This window comes from Filomicrobium sp. (assembly GCF_025698805.1).
GTDB classification, from domain to species: Bacteria; Pseudomonadota; Alphaproteobacteria; order Rhizobiales; family Hyphomicrobiaceae; genus Filomicrobium; species Filomicrobium insigne.
On the sequence record NZ_JAILWT010000001.1, the window covers coordinates 248,313 to 268,212 of the forward strand.

At 57.8% G+C, this 19,900-nt stretch carries 20 protein-coding genes and 1 tRNA gene; 8 read left to right on the forward strand and 13 right to left on the reverse strand.

What is annotated here, in order from left to right; translation table 11 throughout:
• Positions 1–39 precede the first annotated feature (39 nt).
• Genes K5845_RS01115 through K5845_RS01125 form a run of 3 tightly spaced genes read right to left on the reverse strand, consistent with a single transcriptional unit; the run spans position 40 to position 3,010 of the window.
• Complete coding sequence (locus K5845_RS01115; protein WP_046477649.1) at positions 40–1,014, reverse strand: Bug family tripartite tricarboxylate transporter substrate binding protein; 975 nt, start codon at positions 1,012–1,014, stop codon at positions 40–42.
• Between the two features lie 35 nt (positions 1,015–1,049).
• Positions 1,050–1,502 (reverse strand): tripartite tricarboxylate transporter TctB family protein, encoded by a 453-nt coding sequence (locus tag K5845_RS01120; protein ID WP_287958068.1) that lies wholly within the window; start codon positions 1,500–1,502, stop codon positions 1,050–1,052.
• Positions 1,502–3,010: a tripartite tricarboxylate transporter permease gene (locus K5845_RS01125; RefSeq protein ID WP_046477642.1), complete on the reverse strand. Its 1,509-nt coding sequence runs from the start codon at positions 3,008–3,010 to the stop codon at positions 1,502–1,504. Before K5845_RS01125 ends, K5845_RS01120 begins: the two co-directional genes overlap by 1 nt.
• 117 nt (positions 3,011–3,127) lie before the next feature.
• Between K5845_RS01125 and K5845_RS01130 the strand changes: the two genes are divergently transcribed.
• A complete protein-coding gene (locus tag K5845_RS01130; RefSeq protein ID WP_046477641.1) occupies positions 3,128–4,141 on the forward strand; it encodes a LacI family DNA-binding transcriptional regulator in 1,014 nt (337 codons plus the stop codon).
• Between the two features lie 292 nt (positions 4,142–4,433).
• On the opposite strand, the gene K5845_RS01135 is transcribed toward K5845_RS01130, so the two are convergent.
• The 3 genes from K5845_RS01135 to K5845_RS01145 all read right to left on the reverse strand — a co-directional run bounded on the left by K5845_RS01135 (position 4,434) and on the right by K5845_RS01145 (position 6,382).
• Positions 4,434–5,030, reverse strand: a complete 597-nt coding sequence (locus K5845_RS01135) for a GNAT family N-acetyltransferase (RefSeq protein WP_287958069.1) — start codon at positions 5,028–5,030, stop codon at positions 4,434–4,436.
• Positions 5,031–5,298: 268 nt separating this feature from the next.
• Entirely contained in the window at positions 5,299–6,054 is a 756-nt protein-coding gene (locus K5845_RS01140) for an outer membrane protein (protein ID WP_287958070.1), read from the reverse strand.
• A 251-nt stretch (positions 6,055–6,305) separates the two neighbouring features.
• A tRNA-Arg gene (locus K5845_RS01145) sits at positions 6,306–6,382 on the reverse strand.
• 120 nt (positions 6,383–6,502) lie between these two features.
• Between K5845_RS01145 and tsaA the strand changes: the two genes are divergently transcribed.
• Positions 6,503–6,982 carry a tRNA (N6-threonylcarbamoyladenosine(37)-N6)-methyltransferase TrmO gene (gene tsaA, locus K5845_RS01150; protein ID WP_046477635.1) on the forward strand — a complete coding sequence of 160 codons (480 nt, stop codon included), beginning with the start codon at positions 6,503–6,505 and terminating at the stop codon, positions 6,980–6,982.
• Between the two features lie 39 nt (positions 6,983–7,021).
• Here tsaA and K5845_RS01155 read toward each other — a convergent pair whose 3' ends face one another.
• Positions 7,022–7,669: a cation efflux transmembrane domain-containing protein gene (locus K5845_RS01155; RefSeq protein WP_090226537.1), complete on the reverse strand. Its 648-nt coding sequence runs from the start codon at positions 7,667–7,669 to the stop codon at positions 7,022–7,024.
• A gap of 242 nt (positions 7,670–7,911) precedes the next feature.
• On the opposite strand from K5845_RS01155, the gene K5845_RS01160 reads away from it, so the two are divergent.
• The 3 genes from K5845_RS01160 (at position 7,912) to K5845_RS01170 (ending at position 11,619) form a co-directional block, all read left to right on the forward strand.
• Positions 7,912–8,121 (forward strand): hypothetical protein, encoded by a 210-nt coding sequence (locus K5845_RS01160; protein ID WP_046477631.1) that lies wholly within the window; start codon positions 7,912–7,914, stop codon positions 8,119–8,121.
• Positions 8,122–8,248: 127 nt separating this feature from the next.
• Positions 8,249–11,245 carry a DNA polymerase I gene (polA, locus tag K5845_RS01165; protein ID WP_287958072.1) on the forward strand — a complete coding sequence of 999 codons (2,997 nt, stop codon included), beginning with the start codon at positions 8,249–8,251 and terminating at the stop codon, positions 11,243–11,245.
• A gap of 179 nt (positions 11,246–11,424) precedes the next feature.
• Positions 11,425–11,619 carry a hypothetical protein gene (locus tag K5845_RS01170; RefSeq protein ID WP_244465033.1) on the forward strand — a complete coding sequence of 65 codons (195 nt, stop codon included), beginning with the start codon at positions 11,425–11,427 and terminating at the stop codon, positions 11,617–11,619.
• A 76-nt stretch (positions 11,620–11,695) separates the two neighbouring features.
• Here K5845_RS01170 and K5845_RS01175 read toward each other — a convergent pair whose 3' ends face one another.
• Entirely contained in the window at positions 11,696–12,421 is a 726-nt protein-coding gene (locus tag K5845_RS01175) for a beta-ketoacyl-ACP reductase (protein ID WP_090226545.1), read from the reverse strand.
• Positions 12,422–12,524: 103 nt separating this feature from the next.
• On the reverse strand, positions 12,525–13,715 hold the full coding sequence (locus tag K5845_RS01180; RefSeq protein WP_287958075.1) for an acetyl-CoA C-acetyltransferase: 1,191 nt from the start codon (positions 13,713–13,715) through the stop codon (positions 12,525–12,527).
• Positions 13,716–13,983: 268 nt separating this feature from the next.
• Here K5845_RS01180 and phaR point away from each other — a divergent pair, with 268 nt between their 5' ends.
• Positions 13,984–14,634, forward strand: coding sequence for a polyhydroxyalkanoate synthesis repressor PhaR (phaR, locus tag K5845_RS01185; protein WP_046477627.1), 651 nt, complete (start codon positions 13,984–13,986; stop codon positions 14,632–14,634).
• 172 nt (positions 14,635–14,806) lie between these two features.
• Here phaR and K5845_RS01190 read toward each other — a convergent pair whose 3' ends face one another.
• From K5845_RS01190 to mtgA, 3 genes are all read right to left on the reverse strand, one after another.
• On the reverse strand, positions 14,807–15,232 hold the full coding sequence (locus tag K5845_RS01190) for a hypothetical protein (protein WP_046477626.1): 426 nt from the start codon (positions 15,230–15,232) through the stop codon (positions 14,807–14,809).
• 180 nt (positions 15,233–15,412) lie between these two features.
• The gene (gene rpmF, locus K5845_RS01195; protein WP_046477624.1) at positions 15,413–15,598 is read right to left on the reverse strand and encodes a 50S ribosomal protein L32; all 186 of its coding nucleotides are present in this window, start codon (positions 15,596–15,598) and stop codon (positions 15,413–15,415) included.
• 187 nt (positions 15,599–15,785) lie between these two features.
• Positions 15,786–17,171, reverse strand: coding sequence for a monofunctional biosynthetic peptidoglycan transglycosylase (gene mtgA / locus K5845_RS01200; protein WP_287958077.1), 1,386 nt, complete (start codon positions 17,169–17,171; stop codon positions 15,786–15,788).
• 113 nt (positions 17,172–17,284) lie between these two features.
• Between mtgA and K5845_RS01205 the strand changes: the two genes are divergently transcribed.
• A complete protein-coding gene (locus K5845_RS01205; RefSeq protein WP_046477622.1) occupies positions 17,285–18,193 on the forward strand; it encodes a polyprenyl synthetase family protein in 909 nt (302 codons plus the stop codon).
• A 203-nt stretch (positions 18,194–18,396) separates the two neighbouring features.
• Positions 18,397–18,873, forward strand: coding sequence for a hypothetical protein (locus K5845_RS01210; RefSeq protein ID WP_046477616.1), 477 nt, complete (start codon positions 18,397–18,399; stop codon positions 18,871–18,873).
• Positions 18,874–19,026: 153 nt separating this feature from the next.
• Here K5845_RS01210 and K5845_RS01215 read toward each other — a convergent pair whose 3' ends face one another.
• Positions 19,027–19,494, reverse strand: a complete 468-nt coding sequence (locus tag K5845_RS01215) for a bactofilin family protein (RefSeq protein WP_210165803.1) — start codon at positions 19,492–19,494, stop codon at positions 19,027–19,029.
• Positions 19,495–19,900: the final 406 nt, after the last annotated feature.

The window sequence follows — 19,900 nt, forward strand, 5'->3', positions numbered from 1 at the left end:
CGCTGGCGACCGGGCGGTCGCCAGCGGAGAGTTTTTGTATCAAAGGCCGGCGAGAAGTTCCTTCAGCGTCTCCTGACGCTGCTTCCACATCTCCTGAACCTCTTCGCGGTTCATCACTTCCAAGGCCGCGCCGCCAGCTTCCATTTTGTCTTTGACGTTTGGATCCTGGAACATCTTGTAGACGCGGTCGGCGAGGAACTTGATGTGCTCTTCCGACGTCCCCTTGCGGACCATGATGCCGCGGTACTGAACGGAGGAGTTGTCGACGTCGAGACCCAGTTCCTTCATCGTCGGAACGTCAGGAAGGAAGGGACTGCGCTTCAGATGGGCGATCGCGAGAATCTTCACGTTGCCGGCTTTCTGCGCCCGGTAGGCATCGGAGACGTTGTTGACGCCGCCCATAACTTCACCGGCAAGCACTGACTTCAGAGCGCCGACTGCACCCGCGGAATTTGGAATGTATGCGAGCTTGACGTCTGCTGCCTTCTGGATCTGGAGGGCAGCGATATGATGGCCGACATAGAGACCTGCACCGGAGAACGTGAACTTGCCCGGGTTCTCCTTGGCGTAGTCCAGCACTTCCTGCATCGTGTTGAATTTGCTGTCCTTGGACACTACGAAGACGGCCGGATCCGCACCCCAATTCGCGATCGGCTCGAAGTCGTCAGCAGAGTAGCTCACGCCACCTTCGATCGACTGAGCAATGAAATGAGGAACGTTGTACGTGCCGAGCGCATAACCGTCCGTGCCGGCCTCTTTCTTGAACCAGTTAAAGGCGACACGACCGCCGGCACCCGGCTTGTTGATGATTGCCATCGGCTGGCCGAGATAATCTTCCTTGATCGCATTCATAGTCGCAATGCGAGCCTGGAAATCGGTTGCCCCACCAGGACCGTAGGCAACCATCAGCGTCATCGGCCGATCAGGATATTTCGTGTCAGCTGAAACACTTCCGGCCATGGCCAGCGTGCACACTGCTGGCAAAGCGAGCAACTTTAGCGCCCTTCCGAGCATAGATCGTCTCCTCTCTACAATTCTTGCAAACGTTTTCAGATAATTAGCCCGTTGGGCGTAAAGACCTTCAGCGCGATGCCAAAGATCAGGTACATCGCCGCGGTGAAGGCTGCGGAGATGATGAGACGTTTCACCCATGTCATAACTTGCAGGTGTGACGCCCCGTCGTAGACGGTCAGGACCGTCAGAACTGCCACCGCGCTGGCCGAATAGAAGCCAAGTGTGCGCAGCAGCAAAAAGATATAGACCAGCACGATCAGCAAACCGGGCCCAATGGCCTTCATCATTTCAGCAGACAGGCCATCGCCGGATTGAGACAAGCCGAGCAACGCGCGGCCAAGCGACCACAGAGAAAGGACCACAAACACTGTCGAAATGATGCGCGGAAAAAGGTAGGCAGCAGCCGGCTCCTGCGTGTAGCTAAGCCAGCAAACCCACACGCCAACAAAGGTGACAATTGCCGTAGGAAGGACTCGTTGAAGTTGCATCAGGCCGCTACCTCCTTCGTGGACTTCCGGCGTTGCTTCATCTCCATGACCAGCGTGTAACCCACCGAAACAACGATGATTGCAATCAGCACCAGGTTCAAAGTTCCCGTCAGGAAGTAGGCCATGCGCCCAACTGTGGCGTCAGCAATCATCGAACCTTGAATGAAGTTCGTTTCCGCGATTGGCCCCAGGATCAGCCCGAGCACCAGAGGCGCCGCCGTAAATCCGTATCGCTCGAGGAAGAACATCGCGATACCCAGCAAGACCATGACGTAAACGTCGTCCATTGAGCTCTGGATTGAGTAGGATCCGAAGACCGCGAGAACCAAGACGATAGCCGCCATAACCGGTCTTGGAACCATGGCGACGCGCGCAGCTACGCCGGCGATATAAAGGCCGAAGATGAGCATCAGGAACTGGCCAACCAACATCGAGTTGATGAAGGTCCAAGCGACCTCTGGGTAATTATTGAAAAGATCGCTACCCGGGAAAATGCCGTGGATCAGCAAGCCTCCAAGCAGAACCGCCGCAGTAGGACTGCCAGGAATTGAGAGTGTAAGGAGCGGCACCAACGAAGGTCCGACCATCGCGTTGTTGGCTGCCTCAGCGGAAATGATCCCCTCAGAATGTCCCGTCCCAAACTTTTCAGGTTCACGAGAAAAACGGCGAGATTGATCATAGGCGACGAGACCAGCGATCTGCCCCCCGATACCTGGAATGATACCGACGATACTGCCCACAATCGTCCCGACCGCTAGCGCCCTCGTGCGCGACAGAACTTCGCGAACCGCCTTCATTATCGGATGCGGAGCAACCTTTATGACCTCGCTGCTGCCGCCGGCTCCCTGCATCGCAAACATCGTGAGAACCTGGGGAATGGCAAACAGCCCCACCAGCGCAGCGATAATGTTGATGCCGCCACTCAATGACTCGTGGAAAATGAACCGCTGCGCGCCCATGACGTCATCGAAGCCAATGGTGCCAAGCCAAATGCCGATGCATCCGGACAGCAATCCCTTGACGACAGACTTGGAGTCCAGCGTCGCGATCATCGTGACACCAAGGATCGCAAGCCAAAACAGGTGCGAGGGACCAAAAGCCAGCGCCCATTTCATCAACACCGGCGACAGGAAGATGAGGAGGAACACACCTATAACGCCGCCAATTAGTGAAGAGATAAACGAGATCTGTAGAGCTTTTCGCCCCTCGCCCTTTTGCGCCATCGCGTAGCCATCAAGGGTCGTCGCGATATTGGACGGCGCACCAGGAATCTTGAGAAGGATGGCGCTGATGGCGCCCCCAGCAACAGTCGAAGTGTAGGCTGCCCCAAGCAGGATGAGCCCCTGCGCGGGCTGAAGATGGAATGTGAAGGGGATCAGCAGTGCGACTGCCAACGTCGGCGATAGACCGGGCGTCGCACCCAGAATCAGACCGCCGATTGTACCACCGACCAACAGCAGAAAAGACACAGGCTCAAAGACATTGCCCAGATAGTGAACAAATTCCATCTTCCCTCCCTTTGGACGCTTAACGCCTCTTATCGAGCGGAGGGTAATGAATGAAAACTATATTGCAAACGTTTTCATAAGACGCTATAATTCAACAAAAATACTAAGGAATTTCAGATGGATAAGGCTAGCATCATTTCCGTTGCAAACGTTGCAGGCGTTTCACCGTCTACCGTTTCGAGAGTATTTAACCATCCTCATCTGGTACGCAGCTCAACGCGGAAAGCCGTCGAACAAGCGGTTCAAGATCTTGGCTATATCCGCAACCGTGCGGCCCATGCGATGCATGGCAAGCGCAGCGGAACCATCGCCCTCGTGGTCCCGACAGTTGACAACACGATCTTCTCGGAACTGATCCAGGCTTTCAGCGACGCGGTGGACGCAGAAGGCTTCACGATCCTGATCGCATCACACAGCTATAACCTCGAACTTGAGCATAGCCATTTGCGCAAATTGCTTGAGTATCGCGTGGACGGAATCGCCCTTGTCGGCTTCGATCATCACGACGCAACCTACAAACTCATTGCACAGCAGAAAATACCGGCTATCGCCATCTGGACGTACGATGAAAGCTCTCGGCTACCCTGCGTCGGGGCTGATAACCGCCATGCCGGTGCAGTGGCAGCCCGGCACCTCTGCGAGCTCGGGCATCGCGACATCGGTCTCATCTTCGCAGAGACCTTAGACAATGACCGCGCGCGGTACCGCATAGGGGGTGTGCTGGAGGTGTTTTCAGAGTACGGAGTCCGCCAACGTGATATGTGGAGCGCAACCTCACCGTATGTTCTCGATATCGCAAAGCGCGTTTGCCTCGACGTGCTTTCCGCGCGGCCCCGCCCGACTGCACTCCTCTGCGGCAATGACGTTATCGCCCACGCTGCAATCTATGCTGCACAACGCGCCGGTCTCCACATCCCTGACGACATATCCATTATGGGTATCGGGGACTATGCAGCCTCATCGGCTATCGAGCCTGGATTGAGCACCGTCCGCATTCCCGCAAACCGAATTGGGTCAGTCGCCGGAAGATTGCTCACGGCACATATCGCCGATCCGGATAGCACGCCGCTCGTCCATAATCAGTTCGATACCGAACTCGTTCTTCGAGCTTCCACCAAAGCGATTGGCTGACGTCTTGTCGGCAACGTTGCACCTCCCCGAGCCTGCAATTCTCAGCTGAACCTTGATCTGGTGGTGGACGCCGCCTCGCCGGTATGGGCTTGTGCCTATGTGTTCGAGGATCAGGTACGACAACATTTCGCCCTCGACCAACCTGATCCGCATACTGGACGAGCGGTCGCCTCCCCTTGCCCTTCCCAGCGCCTGATCCAAGAGACGTTTAGCACCTCGTCCTCCAGCCTGGGTCCTGGCGGCAATTAGGGCCGCGTAGATCGCACCACCGCGGCACATTTTGTCTGCGAACCTAGATCGTCGAGTTTCCGCCGAAAGATTTCGCGAGTAGCACCCACGAACTTCCGTCGTTCTGCCAACCTTCCTTGATCATCTGCCGGCGTGCTTTCTCGACATAGCCATGGCGTTCGTACAATCGACGTGCGGATGGGTTGGCGTCCGATACAATTACGCTCATGCCACTTCTAAGACTCTGTTTACCGCAGGTGTCGGCGAAATCGAGGAGCGCAGACCCGAGACCTTGATTTCGGTACTCTGGCATCACCGCCAGGACATTCACGTACCACGTATCCGGGGCAAGGTTCTCCAACTGCTGCAGGGGAACAAACATCGCTGGCATGTCGTCAGGAATCGGTTCTGGCGCCGAGCTGATTTCATAGCCGATCAGGCATCCGGCCGGTCGCCAGTTCACCTCAGCGACCGTGGCGTTGCGATAGGAGAAACTACCGTCGTCGCGCCGCGCGCGTTCAAGGCCAACATCCCACGCCGATTGACCCGACATGGCCAATTGCTCCCAGAGGTAGCGAGGAAGCCCCTCGCCTGCGTAGTTGACCAATTTGGCCAGCACGTCCGCGTCTTCTCGTTTGCCCGGCCTAAGTTTCAGATCCATCAGCATGACCTCCTGATCGGCGTCGCAACGCGGCGCATTGCGACGGAGCGGGAGCCGATGTGCAATCTGCCAAAATTCGTCATAAACGCTCCCAAATGTTTGTACAGGGCGCTCATACGGCAGATATCCGAGAGTTTCTGTTCCAAGTGTAACGCGTGAAAAATGCGAGTGTTTGATATTGCGGGAGCCGTCGGGCCCATCTCAGAAATTGAGTGAATTCTGAGGAGGCCCAGGAGCCTCACTCCGTCGTATGTCCGGCGGACGGCCGTCAGTTGAGATAGAAGCTCACGCCAAACATTGCGACCGTTTCATCGAGATCAACATTCACGGTTGATCCGAGCAGATCCAAGCTCTCGGTTTCGAACTCGTAATGCAGCACCTGCGCAAACACGCCGATGGCAGGGGTCACCAAAACTTCTGCTCCTGCGCCCAGCACAAAGCCAGTCAGGATCGCATTATCGGAGCCCGCTGACGTCGTTGTTTGCGAAGGCGAAATGGTCGTGACAGTGGTGGATTGTGAAGCGTTTGCCTCAAGCCGGGCAAACGCTATGCCGCCGGTGGCGTAGAGGAGGACGTTAGGGGCAGCGAGGACGCCGACTTTGCCGCGAACACTGGCCTTCCATTCGAGATCCAGCCCAACCGCAGTTTGGCTCTCGACCGTTGTTTCCTCAAGGCAGCCGTCACCGCAGACATCTACAATCGCCATGGCGGACTGGGAGGTTGACGCATGCGCGCTGCCGTCGAGCCAGTTGAAATCGGTCACGAGGCCGAAGACGAGGCCGCCTTGTTGAATGAAGTTGCCGCCGCCCTGAATCCCACCGATCGCTCCCCCGAAATCACCGAGGTTGCTGAAAGCTCCGGGCGGATTGCTGGAAACGTCGATATTGTCCCAACTGTATCCGAGCTGGCCGCCGATATAGGGCTTCGTCCAGTCAGGCTCCTGAGCTGTCGCGTTAGCTGACAGCACGAGAGTGCCGAGAATAAAAGCGGCATTTGCGATCCAAAACTGACGCAAAACTGACACTGCAAACACACCGGGTACGCACGAAACTGAATATTCCCAACTGCTTAGCTTATATCCCGAAGGTGCTCGTCGGTGGTTGCCGTAATGCAACGTGCAGTGGTGACTTTCTTCGCTCGGCGAGCCATACGTCAGCTCACGGCGCGAGGGATTACATCGTCCGAATTATGAGAACGACACGAACTCGCCGTCCCAACGTCGCGATTTGAGATGGGGGGGAAGGGAGATATGGCCCAAAGGGCAGGAAATATCGATGGCGCACCCGGCAGGAGTCGAACCTGCGACCTTCGGAATCGGAATCCGACACTCTATCCAGCTGAGCTACGGGTGCTTGAAGGCACGTAGATAGCCTATCCGGACCGCGTGCGCAATTGAGCAGATGCCGGTAAATAGTCTCCAGCCGAAATCGGGTTGGCCCGGACGGGCCAAAAAGCGCAGGAGACAAGCGTCAATGCCAGAATTCAAGCCGCTGCGGCCGGGTGAATTGAAAATCGAACTGCCGCCCGAAATCGATGCCGGACTGCAGTTCATCGGGGTGATCCGGACCCCGTGGCCCACACCATCGGACTGCCCGAAGAACTCCGCGGAACGGAAAGATGTGGAGGCAAAAATTGAAGTGTCGCCGCTGTTCGCGCCCGGCCTGAAAGATATTGCGCTGTTCGACCATCTCATTGCGCTTTATTGGCTTGACCAGTCACGACGTGATCTGATCGTCCAATCGCCGAGCCATCTCGATGCCCCGCGTGGCGTTTTCGCGCTTCGATCGCCCGTACGACCCAACCCTATCGGGTTGTCCGTCATCGAACTTGTTGATGTCGCGGACAACGTTTTGACCATCCGCAATATCGATTGCGCCGACGGGACGCCTCTTCTCGATCTCAAACCCTACTTCTCGACGACGGACAGCTATCCAGACGCACAGCGACCCTAACGGGCATGTTGTATAGAGCGTGAATTTTACGCGAGGCGACTAGCTCGCCGCTTGCGCCGGTGTCAGTTCGGGTTGGCGCAACTCTGTTCGCGCCTGCCGGATGATCTGCCATCCGCCACTGGCGCCAAGTGCCGCCATGATTGTTGCGACGATCAGATCTGGCCATGCCGTGCCGGTCCCGAAAACACCTGCAGCGGCAGCCAGAACGGCGATGTTGCCAATCGCGTCGTTGCGCGAACAGATCCAGACCGACCGCATGTTCGCATCCCCGGTCCGAAAGCGGTAAAGCATCACCGCCACGCCCGCGTTGGCAAGGAGCGCGAGAACGGCGACAACTCCCATGGTACCGGCTTCAGGTAACGTCCCCGCATATGAGTGCCATGCAGTGGAGGCCAGCACGGCGGTGCTCAGTACCGCGAGCGACCACCCCTTGACCAGCGCAGCACGTGCTCGCCACGCGAGTGCCATGCCCGCGACCCAGAGACTGATCGCGTAGTTGGCGGAATCTCCCAGGAAATCGATGGCATCAGCTTGGAGTGAGGCCGAGCCGGCTGCGACGCCGGCCACGATCTCTGCGAGGAACATACCGGCGTTGACAGCAAGCGCTATCCAAAGTGCCTGCCGCCACTGCGGACTATTGTTTGGATTGCTGGACGAGCAGGTATCGTGTTGGCAGCAGCCGACCATATCGTCACCTTGTCAAATTCGGCCCACGATTCAAATGAACCCTGTCATCATTATAGGGTCAACACATGGCGACTATCGATCGGAGACATCGTCAGAATCGACTGAGGGCTGCGGATCAGTTGCCAACAGGATGTTCACAGACCGTCCACTGTTGCCATCTAACATCTTCATGCAGCAAGCCTTTTTGCGTCACACTTGGCTTATCGCGACTGTTACGCGACAGCTAAGGGAGCACGACGACGATGATGGAGTTCCGCTCTGTCCAAGGTAGCCTGATCGAGGCTGAAGCTGCCCGCAACCGGGCACGTGAAACGCGCATGCGCCGCGCGCTTCAACGTATCCTGACTGCGGCCGAAGGTGTGCCGGGCTATGCCCCGATGAATTGGTCCGATGTCGCCGAAGTGGCGCGCGAAGCCCTGGACGCCGACCGCCCGGCTGGATCAAACCGCTAATCCGGCGTCTTCTCCAGAGCGATTCGCGGCCAGCGAGGGGCCGCGAAACAGGGTCCAACGATTTGACGCAGGAGTTTAGCGGACTGCAGGTGACCGGGGCTTCGGTTTCAGCCTATAGTCCCGGCCCATGAGCACATCCAAAATAGCAGACTCCATCACCACGACGTGTACGGTGCCGGAAGGCGAGCCGGTGCCCGTCATCAAGGGCAGCCACGTCTATCTGGTCGATGGCTCCGGATATATTTTCAGAGCTTTTCACGCTTTGCCGCCGTTGACGCGTCCCTCGGACGGGTTGCCGGTCGGAGCGGTCCACGGTTTTTGTCAAATGCTGTGGAAGCTGCTCGCCGACAGCAAGGCGTCGGAGGCTCCGACCCACATCGCGGTGGTGTTCGACCATTCCGCCAAGACGTTTCGCAACGATATTTATGCCGACTACAAGGCCAACCGGCCGCCACCGCCGGAAGAGCTGATCCCGCAATTTCCGCTTATCCGAACGGCGGTGCAGGCCTTCAATGTCGCTTGCATCGAACAGGAAGGCTACGAGGCGGACGACCTGATCGCGACATTCGGACGGCAAGCGCTCGACGCAGGTGCCGACGTTACGATTATCTCGTCCGATAAGGATCTGATGCAGCTCGTCAGACCCGGCCTGGTCATGATCGATGGCATGAAAAACAAGCGCATCGGTCCGGACGAGGTGCGCGAAAAATTCGGCGTTCCGCCCGACAAAGTCGTCGACGTGCAAGCGCTTGCAGGGGATTCCGTCGACAACGTTCCGGGGGTGCCGGGAATCGGTGTTAAGACGGCGGCCGAACTGATCAATACGTTTGGCGATCTCGATGCCTTGTTGGAACGTGCAGGAGAGATCAAACAGCCAAAGCGGCGTGAACGGCTCACCGAGTTTGCCGATCAGGCCAGGGTCAGCCGCGATCTCGTTCGACTCGACGCTAATGTTCCCGTCGCCGTCAAGCTGGAAGCCCTTGGTGTTCGCGATCCTGAGGCGGGATCCCTGCTCGGCTTCCTCCAGGAGATGGAATTTAACACGCTGACGCGGCGCATCGCAGAGAAGCTCGGTGCGGAGCCACCGCCCGCTTTGAAGGTTTCCGTGGGCGTGACGGTCGCGAAAGTGAAGACCTTTACTGTGGTCGACGACACATCGCGTGCTGCGTCGTCTCCAGGTGGGGCGGGCACACCTGACGCCTCGGTTGCGCATGGAAATCTGCTCGCGACAGAGCCCCCGATCGACAGGACTAAATATGAGACGGTGACGACGACGGAACAGTTGTCCGACTGGATCACACGCGCCTATGAAACCGGCCATTTCGCCTTCGATACGGAGACCACGGGGCTCGACGCCATGCAGGTGGATCTCGTTGGCCTTTCGATGGCCACCGAACCAGGTGCGGCCTGTTACGTGCCGCTGGGTCACGTCGCGGCGGGCGGTGGGCTCGATTTTGGTGGTGAGAGCGACCTCGTGCAAATGCCCATACGCGAGGCGCTCGACCTGCTCAAACCCCTGCTCGAAGACCCCAGCATTCTGAAGATCGGGCAGAACCTAAAGTACGACTGCCTCGTCATGCAGCGCTACGGCATTCGGTTGAACAGCTTCGACGATACGATGCTGATCTCCTATGCCCTCGACGGCGGCCGCGGCGGCCACGGCATGGACGAACTGGCCATGCGCCATCTCGGCCATAGCTGCGTGCCATTCTCAAAAGTAATTGAGACGGCGCCGGGCGGAAAAAAGGCGACGAAAACGTTTGCAGCGGTGCCGATCGACAAAGCGACAGAGTACGCCGCGGAAGACGCTGAGGTGACGCTGCGGCTGTGGCATAAGCTGAAGCCACGTCTCGTCGCCGAACGCATGACCAGTGTTTACGAAACGCTGGAGAGACCTCTCGTGCGCATCATCTCCGACATGGAATGTTGTGGGATCAAGGTCGACCGAACGATCCTCTCGCGTTTGTCCGGCACGTTCCAGCAGCGGATCGCGGCTCTAGAGGCTGAGGTCCACGAATTGGCGGGGGATACGTTCAATCTCGGGTCCCCGCGGCAGCTCGGCGTTCTGCTGTTCGACAAACTGAAGTTGCCAGGCGGGAAGAAAACGAAAAGCGGACAGTGGGAAACGCGCGCAAGCCTGCTGGATGATCTCGCGAACAACGAGGACCTTCCTGAAGATGCTCGTCGTCTAGTCCTGACAATGCTGGAGTGGCGGCAGCTCTCAAAGCTACGATCGACTTATACGGACGCCTTGCCGAATTACATTCATCCCGAAAGCGGTCGCATTCATACGTCGTATGCCATGGCGTCGACGACGACTGGGCGCCTGGCTTCGTCGGATCCCAACCTCCAGAACATTCCGATTCGGACGAAAGAAGGACGTGAAATCCGTACTGCCTTCATTTCATCGGAGGGGGCTAAGCTCATTTCGGCAGACTATTCGCAGATCGAGTTGCGGGTTCTCGCGCATATTGCGGATATCGCTCAGTTGAAGCAGGCGTTCGCAGACGGCCTCGACATTCACGCGATGACTGCGTCCGAGATGTTCGGGGTGCCTGTGGAAGGCATGCCCGGCGAAGTGCGGCGGCGCGCCAAAGCGATCAACTTCGGGATCATCTATGGGATTTCGGCGTTCGGGCTCGCCAATCAGCTCGGAATTTCACGCGAAGAAGCCGGTCAATACATTAAAACCTACTTCGAGCGCTTCCCCGGCATTCGCGACTACATGGATCAGACCAAGAAGTTCGCCCACGAGAATGGCTACGTGACCACGATCTTTGGCCGTCATGTCCATTATCCCGAGATCAATACGCGTAATCCGTCCATGCGTGGCTTCTTGGAACGTGCGGCGATCAACGCGCCGATACAGGGCTCGGCCGCCGATATCATCCGGCGCGCCATGGTGCGCATGCCCGCGGCACTCGAAAACGCGAACCTGCGTTCCGCACGCATGCTCCTGCAGGTCCACGACGAATTGATCTTCGAGGTTGCCGATGCGGACGTCGATCGCACAATCGAAACCGTGCGCTCTGTGATGGAGGGTGCAGCGGAACCGGCGGTCAGGCTTAGCGTGCCAATCCATGTCGACGCGAAGGCTGCAGACAACTGGGAAGCGGCGCATTGAGCAACGCTTCACGGGCTGCCGAACCAAATTGATGGGATTGCCGTTGTCCGTATTCGACTGTTTGAGAGGTGAGGCGGTTAGTCTCCCTCGCGGCTCCGGCACGTTGAAGATGCACTACCGGGCTGTTTGATCTACTCTCGGGTGCCACTTCGGCGATGCTTTTGATCGAGAGGTGCCCTGTGACCCAGAAATTCACTGTCGGCCTCAAACTTGAGGGGAAAGCGAACCACGTTGTCGTTGAGGCGGAAGATGCGCTCGTCGCCGCCCTTAAGGCGAAGATTGTTCATCCCGAAGCGATGATCACCTATTCCCGGAGAAGCAATCAACGGGGCGATAAGCGCAACCCTCCCGAAGAGCGCATCGCACATCCGTGAGATCCGAGGCCGCCTTCAAAAAAAGAGGGAGCCCTGAGGCTCCCTCCAACGTGGATTCTCGATCGAGAAAAAACGATCAGACCATGTACTGGCCACCGTTGGCCGAGATCGTCGAACCGGTGATGAAACCAGCATCTTCGGAGGCCAGGAATACTACGATACGTGCGATTTCTTCAGGCTCACCCAATCGGCCGACAGGAATGTACGGCAGGATGTTCTTTTCAAGTACCGCAGGGTCGATGGCGCGCACCATCTCAGTGCCGATGTAGCCCGGGCAGATCGCATTGACGGTGATGCCCTTGAATGCACCTTCCTGTGCGAGCGCTTTCGTAAACCCGAGATCGCCGGCCTTCGAGGCTGAGTAGTTCACCTGGCCCATCTGGCCCTTCTGGCCATTGATGGACGAGATATTGATGATGCGGCCAAACTTGCGATCACGCATGCCTTCCCAGACGGGCCGGGTCATATTGAACAAGCCGTTGAGGTTGGTGCCGATGACCGCGTCCCACTGCTCACGTGTCATCTTGTGGAACATGCCGTCACGCGTAATGCCGGCATTGTTGACGAGGACATCCACAGGACCGACCTCGGCCTCAACGCGCTTGATGCCTTCGGCGCACGCGTCAAAGTCAGCAACCGACCACTTGAAAACCGGAATACCAGTTTCCGCCTTGAATTTCTCAGCTGCCTCATCATTGCCGGCGTAGTTGGCGGCAACACGATATCCGGCTTCTTTGAGTGCAACAGAAACGGCGTGACCGATACCGCGCGTACCACCTGTAACGACGGCTACCCTTGCCATGTTTTCTTCCTCTTCCTAGTTGTAAACGCTTATGTTTTTCAAACTGAGAAATGCCGGAGGGCAAAGCTGCGCCTCCGGAACCCTAAAGTAATTGCGTGAACCCTCAATCGCGGGCGACGCAAAGAGCGATGCCCATACCGCCACCGATGCACAGGGTTGCCAGGCCTTTGCGCGCATCACGGCGACGCATTTCGAACAGCAGCGTATTGAGAATGCGGCAGCCCGAAGCACCGATGGGATGGCCGATAGCAATAGCGCCGCCGTTGACGTTGACCTTGGAAACGTCCCAGCCGAGTCCCTTGTTGACCGCGCAAGCCTGCGCCGCGAAGGCTTCATTGGCCTCAATAAGATCGAGGTCATCCGCTGACCAGCCAGCCTTTTCGAGTGCTTTCTTGGCTGCTGGGATCGGGCCGGTACCCATGACGGACGGATCGACGCCGGCCGTTGCCCATGACACGATGCGCGCCAATGGGGTCAAGCCACGACGCTTGGCTTCAGCCGCCGTCATCAGCAGTGCAACCGCCGCACCGTCGTTGATGCCGGATGCGTTAGCGGCCGTTACGGTGCCTTCCTTAGGATCAAAAGCCGGACGCAGCTTCGCAATCGATTCCGCAGTGACGCCTTCCTTGATGTACTCGTCCTGATCGACGACCACCTCGGCCTTGCGCGTCTTGACCGTCACCGGTGCAATTTCATCCTTGAACTTACCGGCTTTGCGGGCTGCTTCCGCCTTGTTCTGAGACGCAGCTGCGAAGGCGTCTTGCTCTTCGCGAGTAATCTGAAACTGGCGGGCAACGTTTTCAGCGGTCGTTCCCATGTGATAGCCGTTAAAGGCGTCCCACAGGCCATCGCGGATCATGGTGTCGATCATCTTGGCGTCGCCCATCTTCACACCGTCGCGCAGATGCATGCAGTGGGGCGACATGCTCATGTTTTCCTGGCCGCCGGCGACAACAATGGAAGCCGACCCAGTCATGATCTGCTGAGCGCCGAGCGCCACGGCGCGCAGACCGGAGCCGCAGACCTGGTTCATACCCCAAGCGGTTGTTTCAATCGGGAGACCCGCCGCGATGGACGCCTGACGGGCTGGATTTTGACCGGCACCGGCCGTCAAAACCTGACCGAGAATAACCTCGGAGACCTCGTTGGGTTGAACGCCAGCCCGCTCCAACGCCGCCGTAATGGCGACTTTTCCGAGTTCGTGGGCTGGAACCGCCGCTAACGAGCCATTGAACGAACCGACGGGCGTGCGTGCCGCGCTAGCAATTACGATCGTCTCATTATCTTGGCTCATGTAGCGTCTCCTTCGCCGGATCTATGCCGGCCGCTTAATGATAAATTTAATCGGATCGGGGCGTGATGACCAAGCGTCGTAACACGATTGGCTGGAAACCCGTTCTAGCGGTGATAGCAGTTAGTCGATCACGACGGCAATCGGGACTAACGAGGGTCAATTGTCTCAGTATGCCTAATCAATCAGCACAAACGACTTTCAAGAGCACCGGCTGCTATGTTACTTTCATGCAGCGCACAACAATGCAGGACATCGGGATTTTTCGAATATGCTGAACAAACCTGAAGCGTCCGGCGAGAAGCGTGAAACCGTCGTCATCAAGAAGTACGCCAACCGCCGCCTCTACAATACCGAAACGAGCACCTACGTAACGCTCGACGATCTGGCGGCCATGGTGCGCTCCGATCGCGATTTCGTTGTCTACGACGCTAAAACCGGCGATGAACTAACCCATTCTGTTTTAACGCAAATCATTGTCGACCAGGAAAGCAAGGGACAGACGCTGCTGCCTATTCCGTTCCTCAGGCAGTTGATCCGCTTCTACGATGACAGTATTGCGCGGATGGTGCCCACCTACCTGCAATTTAGTCTTGAGGCACTGGTGAAGGAACAAGAGCGCTTCCGCAGTCAGTTCGCAACGGCCTTCGGCAACCCTTCCGCTGCGTTCGAGGCATACCAAGAGCAAGCTCGGCGCAACATGGCAATTTTTGAGCAGGCCATGTCGATGTGGACGCCTTTTTCACCGAAAGGTGCGGACGCGGCCCAAAGCACCCCACAGCCCGGCTCAGAGACGGAGTCCTCGGAAAGTGGATCCGCGTCAGCAACAAATAGCGCTTCCCTCGACGATATTGCCGAGCTGAAGTCTCAGTTGGCGGCGATGCAGCAGAAAATCGAGAAACTCTCCCGCGACCAGGACTGAGTTCACGCTGAACAGGTGGCGGATATCCCCCACGCTGGCCCCCGTTACTCAGACGGTTCCTACCGTGAGCCGAACGCCTTTGCAGAATTCATAACGCTTCAAGATAAAAAAGACGCGCCAACGAGATGTTGGCGCGTCGATGTTCGGTTCGCTTAAAGGACGACCGTCGTCACTAGTGGTCTAAGCCACCAAAGCCAATATCCCTGCGCGCCACACGAATTCCTATTGTGTATCCAGCGACCACGTCGATCAGGGTTGCAACCATGATCAGGAAGAACACGCTGGTGAAGGCCGCATCCACGAGCAGAAACTCGATAAGGCACGCGATGAACACCACCATCGATAATCCGTGATCGAGCAACGACGCCGTCGACGTGTATGTCGCCTTCAAGATCTCAGCGAAGAGCATCAGCATGGTGACGAGCAAAATAAGATCGCCCCAGTTGAAGCTCCACACCCGTTCGCCACCGCGGAAGGACGGCAACTGGAAGATTTCTTGACGCAGAACGTCGTCAGGCGCCGCGCTGCCGCCTAGCAACACAACGATATTATAGAAAATAAAGGCGAAAACGATTAGCGGCAGGGACCGGATCGACATCTACTACATCTCCCGTGATAGCCCGAGGCAGGCTGGAATAGCATCAGTACATGACAGCTGAACGTTTCACGTGGCAATCAGGTCCATGCCCCGCAGAACGTCCTGGCCAAGCTCATATCAGCTCGGCCGCGACTCGATAGTGGTCAGACGATCATGGGGAAATTGCGTAGCGTCAATCTATCAGACGTCAGATTGGGGGGCCAAGATCTGACGACCACGGTATTTTCCGCTCTTCAGGTCGATGTGATGCGGACGGCGACGCTCACCCGATTCCTTGTCTTCAACATAGGTCGGGGCGCTGAGCGAATCGTGCGAACGGCGGGTGCCGCGCTTCGTCCGCGATACTTTCTTTGTTGGAACTGCCATTTCTCGACTCCAAAGTGCATATGACCCGCTGGCGTCGGAGGTGTGCCCCAGACCGCTAACAGGCTTGATTGTCTATAGCTTTTCACGCGGGCGGCCGCTCAGCATGGCGACTTCCCCCGATCATTTGCCGGGCTATATACGCGTAAAATCGCGGAAACGCCAGTCCCTTCGGGGCCTTTGCCCGACACTACCGAGCTTCGGTGACGCAGGCATCCGCATTGGACATGGTGCGCATACGAGCAATAATAGTGGATGCCATTTTAATCATCAGGCGGCTCGGAGAGCCAGGCTTGCGTCTGATCGGGCTTGGCAACGAGACCGCCAAGAGTGCGGCCTGGCGGGTTGTGAGTTTCTCTGCCGACCTATCGAAATGACGACGCGCTGCTGCTTCGGCACCGAATATACCGGGTCCCCATTCGACAATATTCAGGTAAATCTCGGCAATACGCGCCTTCGACCACAGCGCATCTATCGTCAGCGTCAACGGGACTTCAAGTGCTTTGCGGACATAGCTCTGCTGCGGCCACAGGAACATGTTCTTAGCAAGTTGCATGGTCATTGTGGAGGCGCCACGCGGTGTACCACCGTTCGCACGCCGAATGGCCGCCAGAATCTCTCTCGGGTCGATGCCCCAATGGCGGCAGAAACGCCCGTCCTCCGACACGATCACCGCATGCACGAGTTTGGGGGAAATTTTGTTGAGCGGAACCCAGCGCTGATCGATGTCGACGCCTTGCGCTGCGCGGATCAGCATTAGGGCGGAGGTGGGTGGATTGACGAAGCCAAGCACCGCGACCAGGACCACCATCGCCACATACCATGCAACCAGTGCGAGCATCATATACCGAGCCACACGACCAATTATTCGCGTAATCTTGCGACGTTTCGTCGGTTCGGTGCGTGTCTCTCGTTGCAGTTGAGACGGAACTGGTGCGTCCATCGCGCCAGCGGTCGGACCTGCATAATAGGATCGGCTCATCGGCGCGGCCGAACGTTGGAATGCCTGTGCCTCTAACTGAGCACTTATCTCGGCCGCCGGTTCGGGGCCGGTTTCGACGTTGGCGGCGCTGGCCGGAAGGACAGGTTCGGAGCTTACTGGAGCAGTATCGACTTCGGTAGCCGGCGCCTCCTGGACTTGTCCCTCTCCTGTGTTTTCAACTGGTTCCGCGGGGAGAACCGGCTCGGGCTCCGATACAGCCTCTCCTTCTGACTGGCCTTGCGACAGCGGCTCGCTTCCCACCTCGCACGGTTCTTCGTCTGCTCCCTGTCTACCCAACGGCAGAGGAGCAGCGGGGACTGATGGAAGCAGTTCTCGGGCCGGTTCGGATATCCTCGCTGGGGGAAGGCCCCTGTCCCCGCTTACCGCAGGATCGGACCCATCTGTTTCGGCAACGCGCTCCGGTGATACCTGTGCGACTTCCGTGGCTGCCAGCACCAAACGCGCCAGGATATCGCGGCGCGCGGCCTCATGCGGCATCGGCGGCTGTTCGGAGGTCGACGTTTCCTTTACAGGTTCGTTCGTCATCTCCGGGCCAGCGCGATCAACGCAGACTGTCAGCTTTCGGTCGTGCATACGGCCTTGACACTCGGCTGCTTTGGGTTCCCGTCTGTGTCGGGCGCGGCCGGTGACCTGCCCACCCCTGGGTTATCCCCCGCCCTCGTCGACAGCTCAAGAGTACCTCTTCCATGAATTTTGCAGAGAAGCTTCGCCACAACGGCCAATTGGTCGAGAGTAAACTTGAGGAATTGCTCAACGACGTTAATAGAACTGGCGCACCGGAACGCCTAGTCGCGGCGATGCGCCACGGGATGCTCGGGGGCGGAAAACGGCTGCGCCCCTTCCTTGTCATCGAAAGCGCTGCCCTGTTTGATGTGCCTTCAGAACGCACGCTGGCGTGCGCGGTAGCTGTCGAGCTTGTTCATGGCTACAGCCTGATACACGACGATCTTCCAGCCATGGACGATGATCAGCTCCGGCGAGGCAAACCCACTGTGTGGGCGGCTTTTGACGAATGGACGGCCATTTTAGCGGGGGACGCTCTGCAGGCCCTTGCGTTCCAGGTTCTAGCTGATACCGCTATATCCGGCAATTGCGACGGGCTCAGCGCGATAACGTTGACGCGCGAACTCGCCGCTGCGTCGGGCGCGGCTGGAATGGTCGGCGGCCAAGCGATCGACCTTGAATCTGAAAAGCTCTCTATCCCGGCGACACCCAACGTCGATCACGTCACGAACCTGCAGGCAATGAAGACCGGACGACTCATCCGGTTTTCATGCGAGGCAGGCGCAGTTCTGGCTGGCCATACGGGCCCTGAACGTGCGGCCCTGCGCCAGTTCGGGGAGCATCTGGGCGTCGCGTTCCAGATCGCAGACGACCTTCTGGATGCGGAAGGAGACGCTGAGCGCGTCGGCAAGGCTGTTGCCAAAGACACAGAGGCCGGCAAGGCGACGCTCGTCTCCCTTATGGGTATCGACGCAGCGCGGGAGGCTCTCACCAGGGCTCTTAACCAGGCCAAAGCGGAGCTTAAAATGTTTGGTAAGCGGGCAGAAACCCTCATTGCAGCCGCGGAATTCGTTGCCAGCCGCGACCATTGACATGCATACGCACCAAAGCCTGTTTTCGGGCTCGCTCGCTTGTTGTACCTCCCCGTCGATACAGCTATTTCACGGGCGTTAACCTTTCGACCTAACCAATCTCAAAGGCGACCCATGCCGCCAGGCTTGAAAACGGTTAAATGGTGGCAGCGGCGTGTGCTGAGAACCGGTCCGCGCCAGAGACTGGAAAGAGGAAACTATAGATGCTGAAGACCTTCGTTCGTGCGGCCGTCGTGACCGCCGCACTTGTGGCTATTCCCGCTGCTTCGCAGGCTGGTTCGCGTGGCGACGGTGCGCGCGAATGCCGTATCTGCAAGATGTTCTCTCACTCGCGCGAACGCGTTGCGCACGTCCGCACCGAGCGCGCAGCTCGTCCGCTGTTTACGCGTGACATGTTCAAGCTTCCGCCGCGCGATCCGCTGTTCAAGCTCGCCCCTCGCGCTGAGCGTGTTTCGCACGTTCGCACTGAGCGCGTCCGCCGCCCGCTGTTCACGCGTGACATGTTCAAGCTTCCGCCGCGCGATCCGCTGTTCAAGCTTGCTCCTCGCGAAGAGCGTGTTTCGCATGTTCGCGCTGAGCGTCCCGCACGTCCGCTGTTCACGCGCACGGAACGTGCTCCGCGTGCAAGCCTTTTCAATCGTGCACCCCGCGCGGCGCACGTTCGCGGCGACCGTCGCTAAGAGTTCCTACTGCCACCTTGAAAGCCCCGGCTCGAGCCGGGGCTTTTTTTGTCGCCGCGACGGCATGACCAAAAAAATAAGGCCAGCGCATTTGCTGGCCTCATTGCATTCTCTATCAGGCTGAAAGCAGTTCTATTCGCTTGAGCGAGAGGATCAGGCGACGGCAGCGCTCTTGTCTGTGTCGCTCTTGCTCGCAGCTGCAGGCTTGGAGCCCGACTTCTTCATTTTCTCAGCGACTTCCTGCAAAGCAGCGGATTGGCTTTCGGTGGACGCCAGTTCGTTAACGGGGTCGTCAGAACGTCGCGACATACCAACGAACTCCGCTCCTTCTTCCACGCACAGGGCGCGATGGAATACTTCGCTATCGACACGCGCGGATTTCTCGATGCGCACGCGATTAGCGCGAATAACCCCGCGTGCAGCGCCACGGACGACAACTTCATCCGCAACGACGAGACCTTCAACCTCGGCCTGTTGACCGACGATCAAAAGTTTGCAGCGCACATCGCCATGAATCTTGCCGTTGACGAGTACGTCACCGTCGGTCTGCAGATTGCCCGTGATCGAAAGCCATTCGTCGATCACCGAACTGGTGGACTTTCCCTTGTCGATTCTGTTCAACGTCTGCTCCTTACCAGCCGATTGAGATTCTGGTGCAGAGGCCCCCGTGTGCCCCTCCGTCACATCAGCGTGAAATTGGTTTGCTTCTTCGCCTGAGCTTCTTGAGAACAACATGCTGTTTCATCCCTTATTCGAGGTTTGGGCAGATGCGCATCATCGGGATGCGGTTCGCATGGCTCGCCCTGCTTAAACGTCCAGGATCGCTAAAGCTCCGTTGCGCCGCTTACAGCGTCGCTCAAGCAGCATGTGTATGAATTGTTGATTCGCCTCTGAATGGCGACTTCAATTTATTGGATTTCAACGGGAGTGTGCCCACAGGGACGCAATTTTAGATGGCAAAACAGTGGGCTCCGCACGCGGAAGATCACGAGGGATCGTTGCGCTCCATAGCGCTTCGAATTAGCCA

Excerpts from the sequence above, each read along its gene's own strand:
- K5845_RS01115 (WP_046477649.1), bottom strand. The coding sequence starts at position 1,014 with ATGCTCGGAAGGGCGCTAAAGTTGCTCGCTTTGCCAGCAGTGTGCACG.
- K5845_RS01120 (WP_287958068.1), bottom strand. The coding sequence starts at position 1,502 with ATGCAACTTCAACGAGTCCTTCCTACGGCAATTGTCACCTTTGTTGGC.
- K5845_RS01125 (WP_046477642.1), bottom strand. The coding sequence starts at position 3,010 with ATGGAATTTGTTCACTATCTGGGCAATGTCTTTGAGCCTGTGTCTTTT.
- K5845_RS01130 (WP_046477641.1), top strand. The coding sequence starts at position 3,128 with ATGGATAAGGCTAGCATCATTTCCGTTGCAAACGTTGCAGGCGTTTCA.
- K5845_RS01135 (WP_287958069.1), bottom strand. The coding sequence starts at position 5,030 with ATGGATCTGAAACTTAGGCCGGGCAAACGAGAAGACGCGGACGTGCTG.
- tsaA (WP_046477635.1), top strand. The coding sequence starts at position 6,503 with ATGCCAGAATTCAAGCCGCTGCGGCCGGGTGAATTGAAAATCGAACTG.
- K5845_RS01155 (WP_090226537.1), bottom strand. The coding sequence starts at position 7,669 with ATGGTCGGCTGCTGCCAACACGATACCTGCTCGTCCAGCAATCCAAAC.
- K5845_RS01160 (WP_046477631.1), top strand. The coding sequence starts at position 7,912 with ATGATGGAGTTCCGCTCTGTCCAAGGTAGCCTGATCGAGGCTGAAGCT.
- polA (WP_287958072.1), top strand. The coding sequence starts at position 8,249 with ATGAGCACATCCAAAATAGCAGACTCCATCACCACGACGTGTACGGTG.
- K5845_RS01175 (WP_090226545.1), bottom strand. The coding sequence starts at position 12,421 with ATGGCAAGGGTAGCCGTCGTTACAGGTGGTACGCGCGGTATCGGTCAC.
- K5845_RS01180 (WP_287958075.1), bottom strand. The coding sequence starts at position 13,715 with ATGAGCCAAGATAATGAGACGATCGTAATTGCTAGCGCGGCACGCACG.
- phaR (WP_046477627.1), top strand. The coding sequence starts at position 13,984 with ATGCTGAACAAACCTGAAGCGTCCGGCGAGAAGCGTGAAACCGTCGTC.
- K5845_RS01190 (WP_046477626.1), bottom strand. The coding sequence starts at position 15,232 with ATGTCGATCCGGTCCCTGCCGCTAATCGTTTTCGCCTTTATTTTCTAT.
- rpmF (WP_046477624.1), bottom strand. The coding sequence starts at position 15,598 with ATGGCAGTTCCAACAAAGAAAGTATCGCGGACGAAGCGCGGCACCCGC.
- mtgA (WP_287958077.1), bottom strand. The coding sequence starts at position 17,171 with ATGCACGACCGAAAGCTGACAGTCTGCGTTGATCGCGCTGGCCCGGAG.
- K5845_RS01205 (WP_046477622.1), top strand. The coding sequence starts at position 17,285 with ATGAATTTTGCAGAGAAGCTTCGCCACAACGGCCAATTGGTCGAGAGT.
- K5845_RS01210 (WP_046477616.1), top strand. The coding sequence starts at position 18,397 with ATGCTGAAGACCTTCGTTCGTGCGGCCGTCGTGACCGCCGCACTTGTG.